We start from the raw sequence: 23,362 nt of genomic DNA on the forward strand, positions 1-23,362 counted from the left end.
CCTTCATCTTTCGACCCGACCAGCGACGCCCGCGGATAGTGCGACGAACTGCCTACAAGCTTTTACCACAGGTGGGCAAAACGAACGATGATGCTACGACCTCGCGTCTCGATCTCCGTTCTCGTGGTCACCGCGATGCTTCTCGCGGCCGTCGCGCCCCCGGCCGTGGGGGCCAACGGCGACTACGATATCGATATCGACGGCTCCATCGACACCGTCGACAGAACCGTCTCGACCTCGCAAGGCGAGTTCACCGTCACCCAAGTCGGCCGCGCCGACGCCGGCGACACCGTTTCGGTCTCCGTGGACGCGCCGAGCGGCAGCAACTACACGATCACGATTCTCGACTCCGAACAGCGAATCCGGCGGTCCGCGCCCGCGACCGGCGACGCGACCGAAGAGTTCGGAACCGGTGGACTCGAACCCGGAACCTACGCCGTCGTGGTCGGCAACCAGTCGACCGAGGAAGTCTACGCCGGCGAACCCCTCGTGATTCGCGCCTACGCGGTCTCGACACAGGCCGCCGAGAGCGTCGAGCGGTCCGACGACCTCGACGTGACCGTCGAACTCGACGAGGTCGAGTCGGGCGAATCCGCCGAGGCCGTGCAGGTCGTCCTCGCGGACGACTCCGAGAACGTCCGCGTCGACGCCTCGTCGGTCAACGACACGCACTACTCGGCGTCCGTCTCCACCGACGACTTGGACGCCGGCGACTACTCGCTGTACGCGGTCGTCCGCGGCGACGACCAGGCGCTCGGCGAGGACGAACTCATCGGCGTGAGCGACGCCTCGACGGTCGAAGTGACCGAACAGTCGTCAGACTCGGACGACACGGCGACGCCCGACGACGACGATGACGACGACGGTGACACGGACGACACCGCGACGACCACGTCCGACTCCGACGACACGTCGACGTCGGCGACCGACACCGCCGACTCGACGGACGACTCCTCCGACTCGACGGACGACTCCTCCGACTCGACGGACGACTCCTCCGATTCGGCGGACGACTCCTCCGATTCGACGGACGACTCCACCGACTCGACGGCGACCACGACGACCGACAGCGTCGTGACGCCCAGCGAGTCCACGACGGCGACGGCCCAGACGACGACCTCTTCGGAAGTCCCGAACACGGCACCGTACCTCCTGTTCGGCGCGCTCGTCGTCTTCGCGGTCGGTCGGCGACTCGTCAGCTAATCGGAACCCGCGTCACCCGCCGCTTTTCTTCGCCGCCCCGCTGGTCTAGCGCTCCGCTCGCGCTCGCCGACGGTCGAGTCGGTTGATCAGCCAGATGCCGAACGCGACGACCGCGAGCGCGTACTGGAGGTTGTACCGCGGGTCGCCCAGCGATTCGAGGACGCGGACCCACGGCGGAATCGAGTCCGCGGGGTAGTCGGTCGCCGGGAACAGGGGCCACAGGAGGAACTGCATCGCGCTCCAGTCGCCGGCGAGAAGCGCCCGGTAGGTGTCGCCGAGGTAGTGCGAGAGCGTCGCGACGACGAGGGCGGTCGCGTGCTCGTCGTAGCCCAGCCGATAGCCGACGCCGACGATGACGACGAGGACGGGCAGCATCACGAGAAGCGAGTGACCGAGCGAGCGGCCGCTGACGAGGACGCCGTAGTACGCGAGCGGTTTGTCGATGAGGTCGGGCAACTGCGAGCCGACGAGCGCGGCGGCCAGCGTCCACTCGGTCGGAAGCGGGCGGCGACGGCCGACCCGGAAGAGCGCGACCGAGAGATATCCGAGGGCGAGGTGGCCGATTGGGAACACTACCGAGGTGGACGACGCCGAGGCTATTCAACCGTGGGGACGACGCGAGCCGACGCCGCCCCGCGAATCTGGACGTTCGTCGAGTCGCGTCGGCGTCGCCCCGCCGGCGCGGCGACCACGCACCAAGTATATGTCACGTCGGGGACCACGTGGCAGTATGTCTGATTCGGTCTCCGAACACCGTCCTCCCGCCGCGGCGGACTCGGCGGCGACCCTCCGCTGCGAGCGGGTCGTCCGCGAGTACACCCGCGGCTCCGACTCGTTTTTCTCCCGCGGGTCCGACGCCCCGACGGTCCGCGCGCTCGACGGCGTCTCGATTTCGGTCTCGACGGGCGAGTTCGTCGCCATCGCCGGCCCGAGCGGGAGCGGCAAGTCCACGCTGTTGCACCTCCTCGCCGCGCTCGACACGCCCACCCGCGGCGACGTCCGCGTCGCGGGCACCGACGTCCGGTCGCTGTCGAACCGCGGGCGGACGAAACTCCGCCGGGACACCATCGGCATCGTCTTCCAGCACTTCCACCTGCTTCCCTCGCTTTCGGCCCGCGGCAACGTCGCGCTCCCGCTCATCGAGCGCGGCGTGTCGAAGCGCGACCGACGCGCCCGCGCCGAGGACCTCCTCGAACAGGTAGGGCTCGGCGACCGCGCCGGCCACAAGCCGGGCGAACTCTCCGGCGGCGAGCAACAGCGCGTCGCCATCGCCCGCGCGCTGGTCTCCGACCCCGCGGTGCTCATCGCCGACGAGCCGACCGGCGAGTTGGACACCGAGACGGGCCAGCGCGTCCTCGACTACATCGAACAGACCGCCACGGAGCGGGCGGTCGTCGTCGCCACGCACGACGAACACGTCATCGAGCGGGCCGACCGCGTCGTCCGCCTCCGCGACGGCCACGTGGTGAGCGATGGCTAGGCGACACCGGCTGTTCGGCGTCGTCGGCCTCGCGGGCCGGCGCGTCCTCGGTCGGCTGCGGACCTCCTCCTCGAAGCAGGTGCTGTTGAGCGTCCTCGGCGTCGCCCTCGCCGTGACGCTCATGACGACCGTCAGCGGCATCGCCCTCGGCCTCGGCGCGGAAAACGCCATCCAGAGCGAGGGCGTCGACTACTGGGTCGTCCCCGAGGCCAGCACGGCCTCGTCGGTCGCCGTCTCGGTCGGCGGCCCCCAACTCGGCGACACCCACGCGATAACCGACCGGCTCGCCCGCGACGACCGGGTGGACTACGCCACGCCGGTCCAGACGCAGTTGGTGACGCTCGCGCCCGAAGACGGCTCGACCGACGAGTACGTCCTCGCGGCGGGCATCATCCCGCCCGAGGAACCGACCTCGGTCGTCGGCGTCTCGACGGCGTCGCTCGCGCCGGGGGACCCCCACTACGCGAACGGGAGCTACGACGGCCCCCGAACCGGCGAACTCGTCCTCAACGACGCCGCCGCGGAGCTGCTCGGCGTCTCGGCCGGCGACGAGGTGACCGCGAGCGTCGGCGGCTCGCGGGCCGCGTTCACCGTCGCCGACGTCCGCGAGGGGTCGCTGTCGTCGGGCGTCGGGCCCGTCCCGGTCGCGCTCGTCCACCTCTCGGAACTGCAGACGATGACCGGAGCCACCGAGGGTGACCTCGCGGACCAACTGCTCGTCAGCACCGACTCGGCGGGCGTTCGGTCCGACATCGAGACGCTCTACCCGCGGACCTCGGTCGTCACGCAGACCGGTCTCGCCGTCCGCGGCGCGTCGACCTCAAGCCTCCCGCTGGCGATGGCCGCCGTCTCGCTCGTCGTCGCCGTCCTCGTCGGCGTCCTGTTCGTCGCCACGATGATGGGGCTCGAAGTCAACGCGGACCGCCGCAATCTCGCCGTGCTCTCGGCGATGGGCTACCGGACGAGTTCGCAGATGCTGCTCGTCGTCGCCGAGACGGTGGTCGTCGCCACCGTCGGCGGCGTCGTCGGCGTCGCGGCCGGCATCGGCGGCATCCACCTGACGAACGCCATCACGCGGGAGCTACTCGGGGTGCAGGTCGCGCTGTTCGACCCGGTGCTCGTCGGCTACAGCGTCGCGGTCGCGGCGCTCATCGGCCTCGTCTCCTCGGTGTACCCGGCGTGGCTCACCTGGCGGACGCCCACTCTGGAGGCGATGTCGCATGACTGAGGACGCCGACTCGAACCGGGGTTCGGACGCGACGGCGAACGGGAACCGTCGGGCGACCCCGAAGTCGTCGCGGTTCCCGCGGCTCTCCCGCGTCCGCGCGTCGGCGGGAATCGCGTTCTCGCAGCTCTCTCACGCCCGCGGGCGGACGGTCCTGACCGTCCTCGGTATCACGCTCGCGGTCCTCGCGGCGACGCTCTTGGCGGGGACGGGAATCGGCGTGATGCAGACGGGCCAACAGCAGTTCGACGCGGCGGGCCGCGACGTGTGGATTACCGGCGGTCCGGTCCGGTTCTCGCCGACCGGCGTCGGCGGCTTCGAGAACACCATCGTCGACGCCCACGGGTTAGACGCCGAGCTGGAGGCCCGCGAGGACGTGAAACTCGTCACGCCGATGTCGTTCCAGACGGTGTACGTCAGGTCCAACGAGTCCGACTACGAGACGCTCGTCGGCGTCGGCGCGCCCGCCCGCGGCGGGTCGGTCCAGATTACGAACGGCACGGGGTTCAATCAGACGGACGTCCACTACGCCGGCGGCAACTACACCGGGCCGATGACTCACGAGGTCGTCATCGACCAGCGGACCGCCGAGATGATGAACGTCTCCGTCGGCGACTCGCTGTACGTCGGCGGCACCACGGGCATCGCCCGCGAAAACGAGTTCACCGTCGTCGGTATCTCGCCGACGTTCTCGCGGTTCCTCGGCACGCCGAGCGTCGTGGTCCACCTGAGCGAGCTTCAGGAGGTGACGGGCTCGACCGGCGCGGACACGGCCACGCTCATGACGCTCACCGTCGCCGACGGGGCCGACCCCGAGGCGGTCGCCGCCGACATCCAAGCGGACTATCCGGACTACGACGTGCGGACGAATCAGGAACAGCTCGCGGAGATTCTGCGCGACCAGGCGGTCATCATGGCCGCCGGCGGGAGCCTCGTCTTCCTCGCGCTCCTCGCGGGGCTGGCGCTCAGCGTGAACGTCCTGCTGTCGCACGTCTACCACCAAACGCGGGAGCTCGCCGCGCTGAAGGCGCTCGGCACGTCGTCGTCGACGCTGTCGCTGACGCTCGCGGCGCAGGCGCTCGTCCTCGGGACGCTCGGCGGCCTGCTCGGGGTGGCGCTTTCGTTCCCGGCGGCGGGCGGCCTGAACCGACTGGCCCGGCTCCTCGTCGGCTTCGGCGACGTGGTCGTCCTCCCGGAGACGGTCCTCGTCGGCGGCTTCGCCATCGCGTTCGTGATGAGCCTCGTCTCGTCGCTCGCGGTCAGCCGGCAGATAGCCGGCATCCGACCGCTCGACCACCTGTAGTCGCGGCGGGGCGTCCGGGGGTCGACCGACCCCCGCAAGCGATAGTTTAGTTATCCCGCCCCGTCCACGACCGTACATGGCAACGGCACGACGCGAGCGGTTCGTCCGCGCCCAACTCGCTTGGATGCTCGGCGCGACCCTCGTCTTGGTCCTCCTCGACGCGCTGTCCTACGAGTTGGTGTTCGTCGTGTCCCTCATCGGCTTCCTCGTCGTCGTCGAACTCACCGCGCCGGTCGCGGTGACGCCCGCGTGGCGGCGACGGCTCCTGTGGCTCATCGGCGGCGGCCTCGTCGCCTTCGGCTACATCGTGGTCAGACGCGTCCTCGACATCCTCCCGCCGGGGGTGTTCTGAGTGCGTCTCGGCTCCCGCGAGGTCGGCTATCCGCACCTGTTGGCCGCGGCGCTCCTCGTCGCGATGCTCGTCGGCGTCGGCGTCGGCGCGGGCACCTCGTCGTCCACCTACGGCGCGTTCAACGCCGCGTGGGACGGCGGCTCCGGCGTCCGCGGGGTCGCGGCCGACGCGGGCGCAGAGACCGAGGTCGTCTACAACACCACCGAGTACGACGCGGTCGACCCGGCGGGCACCGTCGCGTTCGTCATCTCGCCCGAACGGGGTTACACCGACGCCGAGGCCGCCCGCATCGAGTCGTTCGTCCGCGCCGGCGGGACCGTCGTCGTCGCCGACGACTTCAGACCGCACGGCAACGACCTGCTCGCCCGACTGGGCGCGTCGGCGCGCATCGACCGGACGCCGCTCCGCGACGATCGCCACCAGTACCGCTCCGGCGCGCTCCCGGTCGCCACGCGCGTCGCCGCCGACCCGCTGACCCGAAACGTGACGCAACTCACGCTGAACCACCCGGCGACGGTGACGGCGAACGAGAGCACCGTCCTCGTCCGCTCGTCGAACTTCTCGTATCTCGACCGCGACGACGACGGCGAACTGGACGACGCCGAGACGCTCCGGTCGCATCCCGTCGTGACCACGGAGCGCCTCGGCGCGGGCGACGTGGTCGTCGTGAGCGACCCGAGCGTGTTCATCAACGCGATGCTCGACCGGCCGGACAACCGGGCGTTCGCGGCGGCGCTCGCGGCCGACCGACAGACCGTCGTGTTGGACTTCTCGCACGCCGAGGAGCGCCCGCCCCTGCAGGTCGCGCTTCGGGCGCTCCGGGGGTCGGCGGGACTGCAACTCCTGTTCGGCGGCCTCGCCGTCGGCGGGGTCGCGCTCGTCGCCCGTCGGGGACGGTTCTGGTAGGCCGTCGAGGCGCTCGGCATGCTCGCCGCGGTCGGCCCGCCGCCCGCCTCGCCGGGCGACCGAGACCGCAGTTATATGTGGCCGCCGTTCCGAGTGAGTGCTATATGAGTGCTCCCGAAGAGGTCTACGAGGCCATCCTGGACGAGACGTCGCAACTCCTCGTCGGGAACGAAGACGCGATGGAGGCGCTCACCATCGCGTTACTGACGAACGGGCACGTCCTCCTCGAAGGGGTTCCGGGCGTGGCCAAGACGACGATTGCCAACCTGTTCGCGCACGCCGCGAACCTCGACTACCAGCGGATTCAGATGACGCCCGACGTGCTGCCGGCCGACATCACGGGCACTCACATCTACCGCGAGAACCTCGGCGAGTTCGAACTCCAGCGGGGGCCGGTGTTCTCGAACGTCGTCCTCGCCGACGAGATAAACCGGGCGACGCCGAAGACCCAGTCCGCGCTCCTCGAAGCGATGGAGGAGGGGCAGGTGACAATCGAGGGCGAGACGCTCAAGCTCCCCTACCCGTTCATGGTCGTCGCCACGCAGAACCCCATCGAGTACGAGGGGACGTTCAACCTCCCGGAGGCCCAGCGCGACCGCTTCCAGTTCAAGGTCGTCGTCGACCTCCCGGAGCGGGCCGAAGAGCGGGAGATTCTCGAACGGTTCGACCGCTCGCCGTCGCTCAAGCCCTCGGACATCTCGAACGTCATCGACGACGCCGACATCGGGAAGGCCCGACAGGTCGTCACGGACGTCCACGTCGACGACAAGGTGTTCGACTACATCCTCGACCTCGTCGGCGCGACGCGGACGCACGCCGCGGTCGATTTCGGCGCGTCGCCCCGCGCCTCGCTGGCCTTCCTGCGGGCCGGCAAGGCCGCCGCGGCGATTCGCGGCCGCGACTACGTGATTCCGGACGACGTGAAGCGACTGGCTCCCATCATCATGTCGCACCGCCTCGTCCTCGGGACCGAGGCGGACATCAGCGGGCGCGACCCCCGGGACGTCGTCGAGGAGGTCGTCGACACCGTGCCGACGCCCGAAGTCAGTCTCGACGGGTCGACGACGCCCTCGGTCGTGGGCGACGACGACTGAGCGCGACCCGGCGACCTATCGGCGCTCGTCGGCTTCTGCTTCTCCGGTCACCGATTCTTCGGCCTCGTTTCCCGTCTCCGACGCCGCGTCGGCTGACGGCTCATCGCTGTTGCCGTCGCCGTCCCTATCGCCGTCACTGTCTTCGACCTCCCACCGGCAGGTGACGGCGAAGTCCATCTCCTCGCCGGCGGCGACCTCGGTGACGACCGGCGCGTCGAGGCCGTGAGCGACGACCACGGCGACGAACGACGCGACGGGCGTGTCGAACGTCTCGGCCGAGGCGAACCGGCAGTCCTCGACGCGGACCGTCAGGCGACCGTCCGCGGCGTCCGTCTCGGCGGTCGCGGTCTCGGCGAGTTCGAACAGTTCCACGAGGGCGTCGGTCGCCTGTCGCGCCAGCGCGTCGGGGTCGTCGCCGAGCGGGCCGTCGAGGCTCCGTGCGAACTCGTCGAACAGGCCGCCGCCGCTCGGGTCGAACGCGACGCCGCGGGCGTCGTCGTCGTCGGTGACGACGAAGGTGTCGCGGAGCGCCTCGGCGTCGGGGAGCGCGTAGTCGCGGTGCTCCGGGACGAACAGGCGAACGCCGTCGCGGTCGGCGTCGGGGACGTAGACGGCCGCGTCCTGCAGGCCGAGTTCGTCGACGACGGCGGCGTGGTTGCGCGCGTGCGCGCCGAACACGGCCGACCCGACGCCGACGGGGATGAACCGCTCGGGGCTCAGATAGCGCGTCACCGCGGCGGCGAACAGCCCGATAGCGCCGAGGACGACGAGCGTCTCCCGGACGGGCGGAAACAGCGCGCCGCCGAGCAGGCCGGCGACGCCGAGCGCGGCCAGCGCGACGGCGGTCTGTCGGTATCGGCCCCTTCTGAGCTCCTCGTAGCGCTGTCTGAGTCGGGCGTTCTCGCGCCGGAGGTCGACGAGTTCGGCGCGGGCGCTCCCCGCCTCGTCGGCGTCCGGTCGACGCTCGCCGCCGTCGTCGGTCGCGGCCGAAACGACGGCGCGGGCTTCACCGTTCAACGCCGACTCCCGGTTCCGCTCGCGGGCGTCGTCCGCGCTCATCGCTCGGCCTCCGTCGCGCCGACGAGGCCGAGCGCGACGCGCTCGTAGCGGTGGAGTCCGTAGGCGACCGCCGCCGCGAGGACGGCGGCGACCAGCGCGGCCTGCCACGCCCACCGGAGCGTCGTCCAGAGCGCCCACGCGACCCCGAGGGCGACGACGTAGCCCGCCGCCAGTCGAGCGAGCCGAGCGCGGTCCGGCGGCCACGCGCACGCGGCGCTCGCGAGGAGCGGGAACGCGGCGAGATGCGCGGCTCCGACCGCGACGAGACCCGCGTCTCCGAACAGCGAGACGGCGGTCAGTTGAGCGACGACGAACGCGAGCGGCCCCTCGCTCGCCGCCGCCGCGGCGAGGACGAGGACGCCCCCGGCGACGCCCCACAGCCCGTCCGTCAGGCTCACCGCGAGGGTGAAACAGAGGACGCCCGCCGCGTCCATCGGTGTGAGTTCGTTCGCGTCCAACACGGTTCGAATCGTCCGTTCGCTCTGGTTCACAGGTGTCTCCATCGGTGTTCACTCCGCTGCGGTGGCCCGTCCCGTCGCCAGTTCAATCGAGCCCTTCGGGGCGACCTCGTAGGCGGTGACGTTCGGCAGGCGTTCGAGGCGCTTTCTGAACTCCTCGAAGGCGACGAACCCGGTCGCGTCGCCCGCGCCGCCCGCGTCGACGGTCTCGCCTTCGGCCGCGTCGTCGAAGAACGTCGTCGGCGTGAGGAAGACGCTCGTCTGACTGGTCCGCTTCGACGCGACGACGACCGCCTCGTACGTCTCGACTTTCGCCGAGTCGTCCGTCACGAGCACGAGGTGGTCCTGTCGGTCAGACCGCGAGCACGCGGACTTCACCGCGTCGAAAAGCGGCCGGTCGCTGACCCGCGAGACGTAGCTCTCGCCGTCTTTGAGGTACGGGCGGAGCGTCTCCGCGAACGCCGAGTCGTCGCCGTCGAGGCGGCGGCTCCGCTTGCGGGCGTCTTCCGGCGCGACCGGCCGGGACGCGCCGACCGGGCGGTGCGGGCTGGCGGTCGGCGCTATCGAGAGCAGTCGCCGCCGGACCGTCTGGTAGGCGTTCGACGACGAGGAGGGGCCGAACTCCCACGTCGTCGCGGCGTCCCCGACGAACTGCGCCGAGACGGGGTCCGCGTGGGACTCCGCGGCGTCGACGAGGCCGAGCGCGACCTCGCGCGCGTACGACAGCATCGTTCGCCCGGTCGGCCCGCGGTTCATGTGCGACCCGCAGTCGACCACGAGCGACAGCAGGTAGTCGGACTCCGATTCGAACTCGCGGATGTACGGGTGGTTCATCCGCGCGGTGGTCTTCCAGTCGACCTGCGAGAGCGTGTCGCCGGGGAGGTACTGCCGGGTCTCGTGGGGGACGTGGCCTGGGCCGGTCTGGTCGCTGGCGTGGTCGCCGAAGGTCGCGCCGACCAGTTCGCCGCCGCGGCCGACGTGGATGCCCTCGGGGGCCGGCGGTTCGACCAGACAGCGGGCGTCGAGGTCGAGCGTCACCGTCTCGGTGAAGAGGCCGGCGCGGCCCTCGATGTCGACGGCGGCCTCGTCGAACGCGATTCGACCGGCGACGGGGAACTCGACACTGCACGTGACCGACCCCTCGGTGTCGCCGGGGTCGAACGCGACCGCCCGGCGGGACCGCTCCGGCGCGTTCACGCTCGGCGGCGCGACGAGTTCGACCCTGACCGGCGCGTCGACGGCCTCGGGCAGCGACGCCGTCAGCGTCACCGCGGCGCGGTCGCCGACGGAGACCGACGTGGGGTCGACCGAGACGGTCGCCGAGAGGTCGCGGTCGACCGCCCGCATCGTCCTGACGGCGTCGACCTGCGCGACGACGAGCCACGCGGCGAGGCCGCAGGCGGCGACGAGCGGCGTCGGTTCGTCGAGAACGACCGCGTAAACGGCGAGAAAGCAGGCGACGCCTGCGAGCGCGGCCCACCGGCGGGTCGGAAGCATCGTGGATTCGATTCGTGCCGGCCAAGTTGAATGTTTGTGTTGGCGCGGGCCGCTGTCGGCCGCGTGGCCCCCGACGAGTCGGGGCTGACCCGAGGGGTCAATCAACCGTTAAATCGGTTGTTAACCCCGCGCAGTCTGCGAATCACGTGACTCGCCCGTCCGCGGAGCGTCAGCCGAATGCCAAAACCCATTAGCTCCCCCCGTCTGGCTACGGGTAGTGCGTGGAGAATCGGGCCGCCCCGCGCGGTTGCTTTGGACGATGTTCGTCGTCGCCTGTCTCGTCGCGACAGCGCCCGTGACCGTGGTTTCCGCGGGCGCGGTTCCCGCTGCGTCCGGGGACGGGGCGGCCGCACCGGCGTCTCTCGGCCCGGACACCGGCCGCGTTTCGGCGCTCGGGCCGGCCGCGGGGCCGCCGCGACAGACCGCCAACGAGACGAACAACAGCACCGGCGTCCTCCACGAGAACCCCGACGAGGTCGGCGACGAGAACGAACTCGACCGCCTGCTTTCGTACCTCTCGGGCGAGCTCAACGGCGACATCAGCGCGAGCAGCCTGCGACTCAGCCGAGGCGAGTACGAGGCCGCGAGGGCGGCGCTCGGCGACGACTACGACGACTCGCTGGCCAAGTACGTCGACGTTGAGGGCGAGGCCGGCGGCGACGGCGCGGGCGAGGAGTACCGCACCGTCGGGGAGACCCAACGGGAGTACGTCGACACCGTCAGCGAGTTCCGCGAGACGCGCCGCGAGTACGAGGCGGCGAGGCAGGCGGGAGACGACGAGCGCGCCCGCGAACTCGCCCGCGAACTGACGCGCCTCGCCGAGGACGGCGAAACGCAGTCCGACCGACTGTTGGCGGCGTTCGACGCGATTTCGAACCGAACCGACAGCGACCTGACCGACAGCAGCGCCCAAATCGAGGCGGTGCAGGCGAACGTCTCCGAACGGCGCGAGGAGATCGTCTCCCGCGAGTTCGTCGCCACCCGTCTCGGCGTCGACGACTACGACCGGGACATCTCCTTTGTCGACCCGCTCGTCCTCTCGGGGTCGCTCGTCGCAGATAACGGCACGCCGGTACAGGCGACGACCGCCCGCTTCGCGGTCGGCGGGCAGACGGTTCGAGCCGCGGTCGACGCCGACGGCTCGTTCGAACTGACCTACCGGCCGACGCGAATTCCGGCCGGTACCTCGTCGCTCGTGGTCCGGTACCTCCCGAACGACACGTCGATGTATCAGGCGACGGAGCGGGCCGTCCCCGTCGCCGTCTCGCAGGTGAACGCGACCGCGGACCTCTCGGAGCCGTCCGCGTCGCCCTACGGCTACGCCGACGCCGTCTCGGCCCGCGCGACGATTCGCGTGAACGGGTCGCCGGTGACCGACTACCCGCTTTCCGCGACGTTCGCCGGGTCGCCGGCGACCGCGGCGGCGACGGACGCGAGCGGCCAGTCGACCGTCTCGGCGACCGTCCCGGCGACCGCGACGGGGGCGGCCTCGCTCCGCGTCGCGCCCGACGGCGACGGCAGGGCGGTCACGTTCGCCCCCGCGACGGCGTCGGTCCCGCTCGAAACCGAGGGGACGGCGCTCGACGCGAGCGCCCGCGGGACCGGGAACGGGACGGTCGTCGTCGACGGCCGCCTCGAAACCGACGAGGGCGAGGCCGTGCGCGGTCGGACGGTCGCCGTCAGCGTCGACGGACGCGCGGTCGCGTCGGCGACGACCGGCCAGTCGGGCGCGTACCGGGCGACGTTCGATCTCCCGAGCGACGCCAGCGCCGAGAACGCGACCGTCTCGGCCGCGTTCGACGGCGGGGGGACGAACCTCGAATCGTCGGCCGCGACGGCGAGTATCCGGCTTTCGAACGGGGCCGCGGCCGGAAGCGACGCGTCCGGCGGACTTCCGTTCGACCCGCTCGACCTCGCGTGGGTCGTCGCCGGACTCGCGGTGGTCGGTCTCGCCGCCGCCGCTCTCCTCCGACGGAACGGCGCTGGCGACTCGGTGCGGACGGCGGTCGCCGACGAGTCGGCCGCGTCGGCCGACGACGACGCGGGCGACTCGGAACCGGTGGCGACGAGGACGCCGACGCTGGAGTCGGCGGTCGACGCCCTCGACGCCGGCCGGCCGAACGACGCGGTGGTCGTCGCCTACGCGGGCGTCCGGGCGTCGCTCGGAACCGCCGCGGGGGTGGACGACGCCGCGACCCACTGGGAGTTCTGCGACCGCTGCGTCGACGCCGACGTCGCGTCAGCCGACGCGCTCGAATCGCTGACCGCGGGCTACGAGCGCGCGGCCTACAGCGGGCTCTCGGTGAGCGACGAACACGCCGCCGAACTGGTCGAGACGGCCCGCTCGCTCGCCGACCCGACCGGGTCCGACGCGCTCGAATCGCCCGATTCGGCCGGCGATGCGGACGCGTCGGAAGCGGTCGGCGCGGCCGAGTAGCGCGGCCGCGGACGCCGCGGCTGACAAATGATTTTTGTGCTCGTGTCTCCCACCTCGAATAGATGTCGCAGCGCCACGACTGGCGGTTGTTCCTCCCCGAACCCCTCCGCAGCCTCCCGGCCGACCTCGCGGCCGTCGTCGCGGGGGTCGCGCTCACGCTCGTCGCGACGCTCACGCCCGGACTGGCGGGGACGCCGCTCCGGGACGTCGTCGGCCTCGCGTTCTTGCTTTTCGCCCCCGGCTACGCGCTCATCGCGGCGCTGTTCCCCGAGCGCGGCCCGCCGATAGACGCCGATGAGGGCCACGAGCGGATTGACGGTATCGACGGCATCGAGCGGGTGGCGCTGTCGTTCGGGACGAGCATCGCGGTCGTCCCGCTTTTCGGTCTCGTCCTCAACTTCACGCCGTGGGGGATTCGACTCGTTCCCATCCTCGTCGTCGTGTGCGGCTTCGCGCTCGTCGCCACGGCGTTCGCGGCGGCCCGGCGGTCGGCGCTCCCCGAGGACGAGCGGCTCGTGGTCCCGTACGAGCGCTGGGTCGCCGCCGCGCGCGACGAACTGTTCGAGCCGGCGTCGCGGACGGACGCGATGCTGAACGTCGTCCTCGTGGTGAGCGTGGTCCTCGCGTCCGCCAGCGTCGGCTACGCGGTGGCGGTGCCGAAAAACGGCGAGTCGTTCACCGAGCTGTACCTCCTGACCCAAGACGGTGACAGCGAACTCACCGCCGACAGCTACCCGGAGGAACTCGTCCGCGGCGAGTCCGCGTCGCTCGTCCTCGGCGTCGGCAATCGGGAACATCGGGCGATGAACTACACCGTCGTCGCGATGCTCCAGCGCGTCGAGGTGTCGAACAACTCGACGACCGTCGTGGAGTCCGAGCGGCTCCGGACGTTCACTCCCCGGCTCGAACGCAACGAGACGTGGCACGAGCCACACGAGGTTCGCCCGACGATGACGGGCGAGCGCCTGCGACTGACGTACCTCCTCTACGAGGGCGCGCCGCCGGCGTCGCCGACGGTCGACAACGCCTACCGGGAGGTCCACCTCTGGGTGACAGTTCGCGAGAACTGACGGCCGAACTCGACCGCGGTCGGGCGGCGCGCGGTTTCCCAGCCCGCTGACGTTTCTCTGTATCTCTCCGAAATCCGTGAGAACCGGAGCGTAGCTCGTGTAAATCGCTTGTGTTCTAGTTTTATCATCTCTGATAATCCATAAGTAACGTTTAGGGTGTTGCACCCCAAGCTTTTGCCAGCGAGGCCACAATGCGAGACTCTGGAAGGACGGTATCCCGCCGCGGCGGCCGAGGTCCGAAGATAGAACGCATCGCGGACCGGTACGGGCTCGACGGCCTCGGCGACGACCTCGTCGACGCGTGGCTCGGCGAGGGGCGACCACAACGGAGCCTCCGCGAACTGGAAGGCGACGTGAACGAGCGACTCGTCCGGGCCGCGCTCGACGAGGCCGGCGCGCACGTCCTCGAAGGGGAGGCGGAGAACTTCTACCGACTCCTGACGAGCGACGACGTGACCGCGGGGAGCCGCACCGACGCGCGGAACACGCTCCGCGAGCGCGGCGTCGATGTCGAGCAGTTAGAGGCCGACATCATCTCCTACCAGTCGGTGTACAACTACCTCAAGCGACACCGAAACGTCGAACGCGACGACACCGACGACGAGACGGATGCGACCGAGTCGGGACTCGCGACGGTTCGAAAGCTCCGGTCCCGACTTCGCACCGTGACTATCGACGTTATCGACCGCCTAGTGAAGGCCGAGGAGGTCTTCATCGGCGCGTACGAGGTCGAAGTCGACATCAGAGTCACCTGTACCGACTGCGACACGCGAATGACCCCGACGGCGCTCCTCTCATCCGGGCACTGCGACTGCGACCACGACGGAGACGAGTAGCGGTTCGGGCTCTCCAACACACCAACATCCGACACATGAACGATTCAGAGGCACTTCAGGCAGCGACTGTCCGCATACGAAACATCGGCGGTATCGACGAGCGGACCGTCAGACTCGACCCCGGCGTCACCGTTCTCACCGGCCGCAACGCGACGAACCGAACGTCCTTCCTTCGCGCGCTCATGGGAGCGTGCGGGAGCGACGCGGTCAGTCTCAAGGGCGACGCCGACGAGGGGACGGTCGAACTCGAACTCGACGGCCGGACGTACACCCGCATCCTCTCGCGCGAGAACGGTACGGTCTCGACCGACGGGACGCCGTACCTGCGAGACACGACGACGGCGGACCGCTTTGCGTTCCTCCTCGGCTCGAACGAGGCGCGTCGGGCGGTCGTCGCCGAGCGCGACCTCCACGACGTCATCATGGCCCCGGTCGACACCGAGGCCATCGAGGCCGAAATCGAGCGTCTCCGGTCGCGACGCTCGCAGGTCGAAACGCGACTCGACTCGCTCGACTCGCTCGAAGCCGACCGGCGGTCGCTCGAATCGAAACGCGACGACCTCGAAGCCGAAATCGAGGAGTTCGAAGCCGAGCGCGACGACCTCGAAGCCGAAATCGAGGCCGAAGACCGGACGGTCGAGACCCAGCGCGAGAATCAGGCGGCGTTGGACGAGGTGCTGTCCGATCTCCAGTCGGCGCGGTCGGACCTCGAAACCGTCCGCTTCCGCCTGCAAAGCGAGCGCGAGAGCGTCGAATCGCTCCGCGAGGAGCGCGGCGAGCTACAGACGGAGCTCGATTCGTTCGACGCCGAGGCGGTCGACCCCGGCGAGGCGAGCGACCGCATCGAGTCGATTCGGTCGCGCATCGAGTCGCTCAACTCGACGATTTCGGAGCTCCAGACCGTCGTCCAGTACACGGAGGACGTGCTCGACGGGAAGGCCGACCTCGTCGAGGACTCGCTCGGCCGGGTCGGCGGCGACGGCTCGGTGACCGACCGGCTCGTCTCGTCGGAGACCACCACCTGCTGGACCTGCGGCACCGAGGTCGACCGCGACCAGATTCGGGGGACGACCGACCGCCTCCGCGAGGTCAGAGACGAAAAACGCGAGGAGCGCGCCGAACTCCGCCGCGAACTCGACGAACTCGAACGGTCGATGCGGGCCGCCGAACGGGCCGAGCGCGACCGCCGGAACCTCCGCGACAAGCTCCGGCGACTCGAAGACGAACTCGACCGCCGGACCGGGCAGATCGAGTCGCTGACCGAGCGGCGCGAGGAGCTCGCCGAGCGGGTCGAAGCGCTCGAAGCCGACGCGTCGGACCTCCGCGGACAGGCCGAGGGGAACCTCATCGAACTCCACAAGGAGCTCAACGAGGTCGAGTTCGCGCTCGACCGGAAGCGCGACGAACTCGCGTCCGTTCACGACGACCTCGACGCGCTCGACGCCCGGTTCGACGAGCGCGAGGAACTCGAAACCGAACGCGCGCAGGTGGACGAGGAACTCGAAACCGCGCGGACCCGAATCCGCTCGCTCACGACCGCGGCGGTCGAGTCGTTCAACGAGGAGATGGAGACGGTGCTCGGTCTCCTCGGCTACGACAACATCGAGCGCGTCTGGCTGGAGCGGGTCGAACGCCGGGTCCGCGAGGGCCGTCGCAAGGTCGACAAGACCCAGTTCGAACTCCACATCGTCCGCGCGTCGGACTCCGGCGCGGTGTACGAGGACTCCATCGACCACCTCAGCGAGAGCGAGCGCGAGGTCGTCGGCCTCGTGTTCGCCCTCGCGGGCTACCTCGTCCACGAGGTGTACGAGACCGTCCCGTTCATGCTCCTCGACTCGGTCGAGGCCATCGACGCCGAGCGCATCGCCGCGCTGGTCGACCACTTCGAGCAGTACTCGACGTTCCTCGTCGCGGCGCTCCTCCCGGAGGACGCCCAGGCCCTCGACGCGTCGTACCGTCGCGTCACGTGGGGCACCGACGTGACGCCGACCGCCTGACCCCACCGGACCGTGACCGCGGGCAGTCCGCGCCGCGTTCCGCGTCTCCGCTTCGTTTTGCTCCCGTCCGACTGCGTCTCGCTCGGTTCCCGTCGAACCCCATCCTGCGACAGGAGCGGCGTGACACAGACAGCGGGCGCGATAGACTCGCGGCGACGTGTCCCGTGACCGTTTCGACCGCTCCCTCGGCTCGACCGCCTCGGTGATTCGCCCCGCTCGAACCGTTCAGTACCGTCTCCCGAATTTTAGTATTGTGCTATTTTATCACCATCGCGGGCACATACCGATAGTACGCAAGAAATATAACAGATAGAGGAGACATATCGAACAGACGATACTGGGGGGACGAAGCTATCATCAAATCTGACACGCAGCTCCGAGACGAGTTCGAACCGACACGGGTTTGGTACGACTGCGAGCGTACCGAGCCCGTCTCTGAGGCGGTCGTCGCGGCCGTGAACGAACACACCCGCCGCGACGCGGAGTTACCGCCGCTCACAGAGCACGTAGACACCGACGCCCTCGACGCCCTGTTCGGCTGCGACACGCCCGGTGCGCCGCGCGTATCGGGCGCGTCGCTCGAATTCGACTACGCCGACCTCGTCGTCACCGTCGAGTCCGTCGGCCGCATCGAAGTCCGCGACGCGGGACGGTAATCGGGCGGCCCGCTCGGCACCAACTCGGGACGGGCCGACCGTCGCCGAACGGACCGACCATCTCGCCTCGATTCACCCCGAATCGGTATCAAAGCCGTTTGAGAAGTGCGTTTTTCCGAAACGTTTCTCGGCCCGAACGACTTAGTTGGTTGAGAACGTCCCGACACCATAATTGTGATTTATATGCATTTCTGTCTCCGGTGACGATGCTTGGATTTCCTCGCGCCTCCGCGACGTACCTTTTTGTCTCGGGGACGCCGAAAAGGGGTATGGAACTCGAATTGCGCTTCTTTGCGACGTTTCGGGAGGTGGTCGGCCAGAAGTCCATCTCGTGGCGGGTCGACGACGACGCGACGGTCGGCGACGTCCTCCGGTCGCTGGAAGCGGAGTACGACGGCCTCGCCGGGCGACTCATCGAAGACGGCGAGGTCAAACCGCACGTGAACGTGCTGAAAAACGGGCGCGAGGTGGTTCACCTCGACGGGATGGCCACGACGCTCGACGACGGGGACGCCGTGAGCGTCTTCCCGCCGGTCGCGGGGGGCTGACGTGGCGCGCCGACAGCGGGCGTTTCGCGGCATCTCCACCCGACTCGCGATTCAGTACCTCGAAGGACTCGGGGGCGAAGCCGACGGCGACGGCCGCGTGGTCGGTCCCGACTGGGCCGTCGATATCGAGACCGAGGAGGTCACGATAACGAGCAGTATCCAACTCACCGAGGTACAGCTCTCGTTCGAGGGCGACGAGGAGACGCTCGACGACCTCGTCGAGCGGTTCGCGCAGAAAGCGATGCGCGCGGGGGGATGACCGTGGGAGCAGACGGTGAGCGGCAACCGGGGCGCGAACGACTCAGCGAACGCCTCGCGCCGGACGGCGACGACGGCGCGCCCCGCGGCGGTGCCCTCGACGGCACGGCCATCATGCTCGCGGCCGCGAAGGCGAGCGTCCCAGCCAGCAATCTCCCGCTGTTGCTCGACCGGGCGCAGGCGTATCTCGACGGGCGTGCCGGCGAGTACGCACAGGAGTTCGAATGCGTCCACGAGGACGACGAGACGGCGGTGTACCTCGTCCCGCTCGGCCACTGGGACACGAAGGGACTCGACCTCGACTTCTCGCACCGCGAGGTCGACGCCGTCCGCCGGGCACACGCCGAGCACCTCCGGCGCGTCGGCGCGGACGCCGACCGCCGCGACGAGTTCGAGACGGCGCTCGAAATCCGCGAGGTCGCCGTCGTCAGTCGGTAGGCGGAAAAGCCGGCAATCCGCCCGACGATAGACGCCTATTTCGGGGACGACGACCTGCTACCGACAGATGCCAACCGTTTCTTCCGACCTCCTCGACGGCGTTCGGGCCGCGGGGCCGCTCCAACTCGGCATCGCGCCGTTCGGCCTCGTCGCCGGCGTCGCGGCCGTCGAACAGGGGTTGTCGGTCGCGCACGCCCTCGGCTTCTCCAGCCTCGTCTTCGCGGGCGCGTCGCAACTCGCCATGATAGAACTCCTCGGCGCGGACGCGCCGCTGGCCATCGTCGTCGGAACGGCGGTCGTCATCAACCTCCGGACGATGATGTACTCGGCCTCCATCGCGCCGTACTTCCGCGACCTGACCGCCCGGTCGAAGGCGCTCGCGTCGTACCTCCTGACCGACCAGGCGTACGCGGTGTCCATCGCCCGCTACGGCCGCGACGGCGAGACCGACCGCTTCGCGTACTATTTCGGCGCGGGCGCGTCGCTGTGGCTCGTCTGGCAGGTGACGACCGTCGCCGGCGCGCTCCTCGGCTCCGGACTCCCGCCGGAGTGGGGGTTCGACTTCGCCGCACCGCTGGTCTTTCTCGCCCTGCTCGTCCCCACGCTGAAGGACCGCGCGTCCGGCGCGTCGTGTCTGGTCGGCGGCCTCGTCGCCACCGGCGTCGTCGTCGCGGGCGTCCCGTTCCACCTCGACATCATCGTCGCGGCCGTCGTCGGCGTCCTCGCCGGCCTCGCGGTCGAATCGCGCGGAGGCGACGCCTGAATGCCGACCGGCTACGACTCGGCGACCGTCTGGCTCGTCATCGCCCTCGCGGGCGTCCTCACGTTCGCCATCCGCGGCTCGTTCATCTACCTGTTCGGCCGCATCGACGACGTGCCGCCGACGGTCGAATCGGCGCTGGAGTACGTCCCCGCGGCGGTGTTCGCGGCGCTCGTCTTCCCCGCGCTCCTCGCCCCGTCCGGCGACCTCGCGGTCTCCGTCGGCAACGAGAAACTCCTCGCCGGCGCGTTGGCCGCGCTCGCCGCGTGGTACACCGAACGCGTGCTCGCCACCATCCTCGTCGGCATGGGCGCGCTCTGGATTCTCCGGTTCGTCGTCTGAGCGCCGTCGCCCCCCGCTCGTCTTGACCCGTCGCCCCCCAAGATACTCGTCTCGCGGGCGACCACGGCCACACGTATGCCCTCCCCGTCCCCGCGCCGCTACTCGCTCCCCAGCGACGAGGGTCGCGCCCTTCTCCCGACCGGGTTCGCCGCCGGCGTCGCCGCGTTCGTCGTCGGCACGCTCGCGGTCGCCGGCTGGGTCGCCCTCGCCACCGACGGCTCGTTTTCCACGCTCGACGCCGCGACCGAGATGACCGCCGGAAAACCCGTCCCGTCCGTGTTCGTCCCCGTCTGGACGTTCGGCGGCGCGATGGGCCTGCCCGTTCGACTCGTCGAGACGACCGGCTCCGGTCGCGCGGTCGTCCTCCGAAACCTCGTCGATGGACTCGACGGCCCCGCCGACCCGTGGTACTGGCTGGGCGCGCTCCCGCCCGCCTGCCTCTTTCTCGCCGGCGTCGTCACGGCGCGCCTTACGGCGTGGTCCCGACGCCCCGCCGAGGGGTTCGCCACCGGGTCGTCTGTCGCCTTCGGCTTCGCCGCCGCAGTCGCCGTCGCCGCGCTCGTCGCCCGCGTCGGCCTCGGCGACGCGCCACCGAACGCGGAGGGGTTCGTCCGCGTCGGTTCGACCGGCTTTCACCCGACCGACCTCGACGGCGACTCGGTCGGCCTCCCGCTTTGGGGGGCGTTCTCCGGGCTGGTGTACGGCGTCGTCTTCGGCGGACTCGGTGGGGCGGCGGCCTCGCTTCGCCAGTTCTGGTAGCCGGCGTCGACCCCAGAAGACATTCACCGCTTTGCTCACTCAGGGCCTCTATGTCCCGGCGACTCGTCGTCTCGGCCTTCGCGCTCCTCGTCGCCCTCTCGCTCGTCGGCGCGCCGGTGACGATGGCCGACTGGTCGGAGCAGGTGTCGTTCTCCGCGTCGGAAATCGACGCGTCGCAGGTCCGAGACGAGACGCCCGTGCTCCGATACGACGAACTCGACGCCGACGCACAGGACGCGGTTCGGCAGGCCGTCGAGTCGCCCGACGGCTCCCACGTCGTCTACGGCGACGAGGACTGGCCGGACCGCTTTTTCTACAGTGACTACACGGCGCCCGGACAGGGGCTGTACGCCGTCGTCTACGAGGGCGACTACTACCGGCTCTACACCTTCGCCGCCGGCGGCTTCCCGGTGATTTACTGGCTGTACGAACTCCCGTTCGTCGCCTACGGCCTCGCGCTCGGACGCGTCGGGACGCGGGCGTACCGCGAGGAGGGTTCGGTTCGGCTCGCCACCGGCGCGGCGGTCGTCGGTGCCGCGTTCCATCTCGTTGGGCCGGTCTTCGACTTCCCGGTCGGCTCGCCGACGACGTTCGTCGGTCTCGGCGTCGTCGCCGCCGCGGCGCTCGTCGGGGGAGTCGTCGCTACTGCGGTTCGCAATCGGTCGAAAAAGGCGTGATTCGGGCGGTCAGCTCAGTCGTCGGCGGGCGCGGGCGAGTCGCCGCGGGAGACGCCCGTGCCGGGGCCGATGTCGATTTCGAGCTCGGCGAGACGCTCGTCGGGGACGACGCCGTCGACCCACTGGCGGCGAGCGTAGTACTCCTCTTTCATCTCGTCGAGTTCGCACAGCTGGCCCTCGGACGCGCCCTGTCCGGGCATCGCCTCGTCGCCCTCGACGAAGCGTCCCGGCAGCGAGTCGTCGGCGCCGTCGAAGCCGGCGAGGTTGTTGTAGTACCGCTCTAACGTGTAGATGCGGTCGCCGGTTTCGAGCAGTTCCTCCTCGGTCACGTCGCGGCCGGTCATGCCGTTGTACTGCAGGACGTACTCCTCGATGCCCTCCGCGAACGCGTTGAACTTGCAGATGTCGAACGAGTCCGAGATGGCGTGCATGTCCTGGAACAGCGCCACGAGTTCGCCCTTCCCGCGCCACTCGTGGGGGTCGTGTTTCTCCGGGATGCCGAGAATCTCGGCGGACGGCGTGTAGCCGCGGAGGTGACACGCGCCGCGGTTGGAGGTGGCGTAGCCGATGCCCATGCCCTTCATGCAGCGCGGGTCGTACGCCGCGATGGTCTGGCCCTTGACGGCCAGCGAGTTGTCGTGGGCGTCGAAGCGCTCGGCGAGGCCGTTTGCGCCCTCCGCGAGGGCGTCGGCGAGGTCGCCGTCGCGGTTGGCGACCTCGGTGATGAGGTCGATCATGCGCTCGGTGTCGCCCCAGTCGAGCTGTTCGCTCAGGTCGTCGAGCTTGCCCTGTTCGGACATCTCCATGGCCATCGCCATTATGTTCCCCATCTCGATGGTGTCGACGCCCATGTCGTTACAGCGGTCGATCATGACGGCGATTTCGTCGCGCTCGGTGTGTCCGGAGTTCGGGCCCAGCGCGTAGGCGGACTCGTACTCGTAGGACTCGCCGCGGACGTTCAGCTCCTCGCCTTTGTGCATCACCGACACCTCGACTTCCTTCTTACAGGCGACGGGACAGGAGTGACACGTCGGCTCGTCGACGAGGATGTTCTCGCGGACGTTCTCGCCGGAGACGCGCTCGGAGTCGATGTCCGCGCCCTCGGCGTCTCGCATCGCCGCGGTCGAGGTGTACTTCCCGTTTTTCGTCGGGAGGCCGTCGAGTTCCTCGCCCGCGTTCATCAGCACGTTCGTCCCGTACAGCGACAGGCCGCCCTCGTTGGGCGCGGTGACCTCGGACTCGCGGATGAGCTGCATCGCCTGCTGGTAGCCCTGCTTGAACGTGTCGGCGTCGGCGGGCTTCGGCATCCGCGTGCCGGACTTCACGACGACCGCCTTGAGGTTCTTCGAGCCCATGACCGCACCCGTGCCGCCGCGGCCGGACGCGCGGTCGTCCTCGTTGATGATACAGCCGTATCTGACCTCGTTTTCGCCGCCGGGGCCGATGGCCATTATCGAGAGGTTCTTGCCGAGGCTGCCGTCGACCTCGCCTTCGAGCGTCTCGATGGTCTCGTGGACGCCCTTGCCCCAGACGTGTTCGGCGTCGTGAAGCGTCAGTTCGCCGTCTTCGATGACCGCGTAGACCGGGTGGTCGGCCTTGCCTTCGAACAGCAGGCCGTCGAAGCCGGACCACTTGAGGCGCGCGCCGCTCCAGCCGCCGTGGTGCGAGTCGGTGACAGTCCCCGTGAGCGGGGATTTCGTCACGACCGCGATTCGGCCGCTCATCACGGTCTGCGTGCCGGTGAGCGGGCCGGTCATGAACGCGAGGAGGTTGTCCGGTCCCAGCGGGTCCACGTCCGGTCCCTGGTCGAAGACGTACTTCACGCCGAGGCCGCGGGCCCCGATGTACTTCTTTGCGTCCTCGTCGTCGATTCCCTCGTACGCGATGTCGCCTGACGACAGGTCCACCCGAGCGACCCTGTCGTGATAACCACCGAGTTCAGTCATTGTAATCCTCGTTAGTTATATACGGTCGCTGTCGGGTTAGTGATTCCCACCTCAGTGTAAC

At 69.7% G+C, this 23,362-nt stretch carries 24 protein-coding genes; 19 read left to right on the top strand and 5 right to left on the bottom strand.

What is annotated here, in order from left to right; genetic code table 11:
* Nucleotides 1-87: 87 nt before the first annotated feature.
* Complete coding sequence (locus tag NDI65_RS15990) at nucleotides 88-1,203, top strand: cell surface protein (protein ID WP_089776684.1); 1,116 nt, start codon at nucleotides 88-90, stop codon at nucleotides 1,201-1,203.
* 45 nt (nucleotides 1,204-1,248) lie between these two features.
* On the opposite strand, the gene NDI65_RS15995 is transcribed toward NDI65_RS15990, so the two are convergent.
* Nucleotides 1,249-1,776 (bottom strand): metal-dependent hydrolase, encoded by a 528-nt coding sequence (locus NDI65_RS15995; RefSeq protein WP_089776683.1) that lies wholly within the window; start codon nucleotides 1,774-1,776, stop codon nucleotides 1,249-1,251.
* 157 nt (nucleotides 1,777-1,933) lie between these two features.
* Between NDI65_RS15995 and NDI65_RS16000 the strand changes: the two genes are divergently transcribed.
* From NDI65_RS16000 to NDI65_RS16025, 6 genes are all read left to right on the top strand, one after another.
* On the top strand, nucleotides 1,934-2,683 hold the full coding sequence (locus NDI65_RS16000) for an ABC transporter ATP-binding protein (RefSeq protein ID WP_089776682.1): 750 nt from the start codon (nucleotides 1,934-1,936) through the stop codon (nucleotides 2,681-2,683).
* On the top strand, nucleotides 2,676-3,911 hold the full coding sequence (locus tag NDI65_RS16005) for an FtsX-like permease family protein (RefSeq protein WP_310893836.1): 1,236 nt from the start codon (nucleotides 2,676-2,678) through the stop codon (nucleotides 3,909-3,911). Before NDI65_RS16000 ends, NDI65_RS16005 begins: the two co-directional genes overlap by 8 nt.
* On the top strand, nucleotides 3,904-5,211 hold the full coding sequence (locus NDI65_RS16010) for an ABC transporter permease (RefSeq protein ID WP_089776680.1): 1,308 nt from the start codon (nucleotides 3,904-3,906) through the stop codon (nucleotides 5,209-5,211). Before NDI65_RS16005 ends, NDI65_RS16010 begins: the two co-directional genes overlap by 8 nt.
* Nucleotides 5,212-5,287: 76 nt before the next feature.
* Nucleotides 5,288-5,563, top strand: a complete 276-nt coding sequence (locus NDI65_RS16015; protein ID WP_089776679.1) for a hypothetical protein — start codon at nucleotides 5,288-5,290, stop codon at nucleotides 5,561-5,563.
* A complete protein-coding gene (locus tag NDI65_RS16020; RefSeq protein WP_310893837.1) occupies nucleotides 5,564-6,469 on the top strand; it encodes a DUF4350 domain-containing protein in 906 nt (301 codons plus the stop codon).
* Between the two features lie 104 nt (nucleotides 6,470-6,573).
* Entirely contained in the window at nucleotides 6,574-7,563 is a 990-nt protein-coding gene (locus tag NDI65_RS16025) for a MoxR family ATPase (protein WP_089777273.1), read from the top strand.
* Nucleotides 7,564-7,578: 15 nt separating this feature from the next.
* Here the strand turns inward: NDI65_RS16025 and NDI65_RS16030 are convergent, their stop codons facing one another.
* Genes NDI65_RS16030 through NDI65_RS16040 form a run of 3 tightly spaced genes read right to left on the bottom strand, consistent with a single transcriptional unit; the run spans nucleotide 7,579 to nucleotide 10,577 of the window.
* Entirely contained in the window at nucleotides 7,579-8,622 is a 1,044-nt protein-coding gene (locus tag NDI65_RS16030; RefSeq protein ID WP_089776678.1) for a hypothetical protein, read from the bottom strand.
* The gene (locus tag NDI65_RS16035) at nucleotides 8,619-9,113 is read right to left on the bottom strand and encodes a hypothetical protein (protein WP_089776677.1); all 495 of its coding nucleotides are present in this window, start codon (nucleotides 9,111-9,113) and stop codon (nucleotides 8,619-8,621) included. The genes NDI65_RS16030 and NDI65_RS16035 overlap by 4 nt, the downstream gene beginning before the upstream one ends.
* Before the next feature lie 18 nt (nucleotides 9,114-9,131).
* Nucleotides 9,132-10,577, bottom strand: coding sequence for a DUF58 domain-containing protein (locus NDI65_RS16040; RefSeq protein WP_089776676.1), 1,446 nt, complete (start codon nucleotides 10,575-10,577; stop codon nucleotides 9,132-9,134).
* Between the two features lie 259 nt (nucleotides 10,578-10,836).
* Between NDI65_RS16040 and NDI65_RS16045 the strand changes: the two genes are divergently transcribed.
* The 12 genes from NDI65_RS16045 (at nucleotide 10,837) to NDI65_RS16100 (ending at nucleotide 21,355) form a co-directional block, all read left to right on the top strand.
* Complete coding sequence (locus NDI65_RS16045; RefSeq protein WP_310893850.1) at nucleotides 10,837-13,014, top strand: DUF4129 domain-containing protein; 2,178 nt, start codon at nucleotides 10,837-10,839, stop codon at nucleotides 13,012-13,014.
* A 62-nt stretch (nucleotides 13,015-13,076) separates the two neighbouring features.
* A complete protein-coding gene (locus NDI65_RS16050; RefSeq protein WP_310893838.1) occupies nucleotides 13,077-14,084 on the top strand; it encodes a DUF1616 domain-containing protein in 1,008 nt (335 codons plus the stop codon).
* A 191-nt stretch (nucleotides 14,085-14,275) separates the two neighbouring features.
* Complete coding sequence (gene rdfA / locus NDI65_RS16055) at nucleotides 14,276-14,920, top strand: rod-determining factor RdfA (protein ID WP_089776674.1); 645 nt, start codon at nucleotides 14,276-14,278, stop codon at nucleotides 14,918-14,920.
* Nucleotides 14,921-14,955: 35 nt separating this feature from the next.
* Nucleotides 14,956-16,917, top strand: coding sequence for an archaea-specific SMC-related protein (locus NDI65_RS16060; RefSeq protein WP_089776673.1), 1,962 nt, complete (start codon nucleotides 14,956-14,958; stop codon nucleotides 16,915-16,917).
* Between the two features lie 356 nt (nucleotides 16,918-17,273).
* Entirely contained in the window at nucleotides 17,274-17,573 is a 300-nt protein-coding gene (locus tag NDI65_RS16065) for a HalOD1 output domain-containing protein (RefSeq protein ID WP_167344098.1), read from the top strand.
* A 269-nt stretch (nucleotides 17,574-17,842) separates the two neighbouring features.
* A complete protein-coding gene (samp3, locus tag NDI65_RS16070; RefSeq protein WP_089776671.1) occupies nucleotides 17,843-18,121 on the top strand; it encodes a ubiquitin-like modifier protein SAMP3 in 279 nt (92 codons plus the stop codon).
* 1 nt (nucleotide 18,122) lies between these two features.
* Complete coding sequence (locus NDI65_RS16075; RefSeq protein ID WP_089776670.1) at nucleotides 18,123-18,380, top strand: hypothetical protein; 258 nt, start codon at nucleotides 18,123-18,125, stop codon at nucleotides 18,378-18,380.
* Nucleotides 18,377-18,817, top strand: coding sequence for a hypothetical protein (locus NDI65_RS16080; RefSeq protein ID WP_089776669.1), 441 nt, complete (start codon nucleotides 18,377-18,379; stop codon nucleotides 18,815-18,817). Before NDI65_RS16075 ends, NDI65_RS16080 begins: the two co-directional genes overlap by 4 nt.
* 67 nt (nucleotides 18,818-18,884) lie before the next feature.
* Complete coding sequence (locus tag NDI65_RS16085; RefSeq protein WP_089776668.1) at nucleotides 18,885-19,580, top strand: AzlC family ABC transporter permease; 696 nt, start codon at nucleotides 18,885-18,887, stop codon at nucleotides 19,578-19,580.
* Entirely contained in the window at nucleotides 19,581-19,919 is a 339-nt protein-coding gene (locus NDI65_RS16090) for an AzlD domain-containing protein (RefSeq protein WP_089776667.1), read from the top strand.
* A 75-nt stretch (nucleotides 19,920-19,994) separates the two neighbouring features.
* On the top strand, nucleotides 19,995-20,678 hold the full coding sequence (locus NDI65_RS16095; RefSeq protein ID WP_089776666.1) for a hypothetical protein: 684 nt from the start codon (nucleotides 19,995-19,997) through the stop codon (nucleotides 20,676-20,678).
* Nucleotides 20,679-20,728: 50 nt separating this feature from the next.
* The gene (locus NDI65_RS16100; protein ID WP_089776665.1) at nucleotides 20,729-21,355 is read left to right on the top strand and encodes a hypothetical protein; all 627 of its coding nucleotides are present in this window, start codon (nucleotides 20,729-20,731) and stop codon (nucleotides 21,353-21,355) included.
* Between the two features lie 14 nt (nucleotides 21,356-21,369).
* On the opposite strand, the gene NDI65_RS16105 is transcribed toward NDI65_RS16100, so the two are convergent.
* On the bottom strand, nucleotides 21,370-23,301 hold the full coding sequence (locus NDI65_RS16105) for an aldehyde ferredoxin oxidoreductase family protein (RefSeq protein WP_089776664.1): 1,932 nt from the start codon (nucleotides 23,299-23,301) through the stop codon (nucleotides 21,370-21,372).
* Nucleotides 23,302-23,362 lie beyond the last annotated feature (61 nt).

Origin of the sequence: Haloferax sp. S2CR25 (assembly GCF_031624535.1) — an archaeon.
GTDB lineage: Archaea > Halobacteriota > Halobacteria > Halobacteriales > Haloferacaceae > Haloferax > Haloferax massiliensis.

Bases quoted from the DNA above. Each gene is read 5' to 3' on its own strand.
- NDI65_RS16040 (WP_089776676.1), bottom strand. From the start codon at position 10,577: ATGCTTCCGACCCGCCGGTGGGCCGCGCTCGCAGGCGTCGCCTGCTTT.
- NDI65_RS16025 (WP_089777273.1), top strand. From the start codon at position 6,574: ATGAGTGCTCCCGAAGAGGTCTACGAGGCCATCCTGGACGAGACGTCG.
- NDI65_RS15990 (WP_089776684.1), top strand. From the start codon at position 88: ATGATGCTACGACCTCGCGTCTCGATCTCCGTTCTCGTGGTCACCGCG.
- NDI65_RS16045 (WP_310893850.1), top strand. From the start codon at position 10,837: ATGTTCGTCGTCGCCTGTCTCGTCGCGACAGCGCCCGTGACCGTGGTT.
- NDI65_RS16030 (WP_089776678.1), bottom strand. From the start codon at position 8,622: ATGAGCGCGGACGACGCCCGCGAGCGGAACCGGGAGTCGGCGTTGAAC.
- rdfA (WP_089776674.1), top strand. From the start codon at position 14,276: ATGCGAGACTCTGGAAGGACGGTATCCCGCCGCGGCGGCCGAGGTCCG.
- samp3 (WP_089776671.1), top strand. From the start codon at position 17,843: ATGGAACTCGAATTGCGCTTCTTTGCGACGTTTCGGGAGGTGGTCGGC.
- NDI65_RS16080 (WP_089776669.1), top strand. From the start codon at position 18,377: ATGACCGTGGGAGCAGACGGTGAGCGGCAACCGGGGCGCGAACGACTC.
- NDI65_RS16095 (WP_089776666.1), top strand. From the start codon at position 19,995: ATGCCCTCCCCGTCCCCGCGCCGCTACTCGCTCCCCAGCGACGAGGGT.
- NDI65_RS16105 (WP_089776664.1), bottom strand. From the start codon at position 23,301: ATGACTGAACTCGGTGGTTATCACGACAGGGTCGCTCGGGTGGACCTG.
- NDI65_RS16100 (WP_089776665.1), top strand. From the start codon at position 20,729: ATGTCCCGGCGACTCGTCGTCTCGGCCTTCGCGCTCCTCGTCGCCCTC.
- NDI65_RS16005 (WP_310893836.1), top strand. From the start codon at position 2,676: ATGGCTAGGCGACACCGGCTGTTCGGCGTCGTCGGCCTCGCGGGCCGG.
- NDI65_RS16010 (WP_089776680.1), top strand. From the start codon at position 3,904: ATGACTGAGGACGCCGACTCGAACCGGGGTTCGGACGCGACGGCGAAC.
- NDI65_RS16015 (WP_089776679.1), top strand. From the start codon at position 5,288: ATGGCAACGGCACGACGCGAGCGGTTCGTCCGCGCCCAACTCGCTTGG.
- NDI65_RS16060 (WP_089776673.1), top strand. From the start codon at position 14,956: ATGAACGATTCAGAGGCACTTCAGGCAGCGACTGTCCGCATACGAAAC.
- NDI65_RS16000 (WP_089776682.1), top strand. From the start codon at position 1,934: ATGTCTGATTCGGTCTCCGAACACCGTCCTCCCGCCGCGGCGGACTCG.
- NDI65_RS16090 (WP_089776667.1), top strand. From the start codon at position 19,581: ATGCCGACCGGCTACGACTCGGCGACCGTCTGGCTCGTCATCGCCCTC.
- NDI65_RS16085 (WP_089776668.1), top strand. From the start codon at position 18,885: ATGCCAACCGTTTCTTCCGACCTCCTCGACGGCGTTCGGGCCGCGGGG.
- NDI65_RS16050 (WP_310893838.1), top strand. From the start codon at position 13,077: ATGTCGCAGCGCCACGACTGGCGGTTGTTCCTCCCCGAACCCCTCCGC.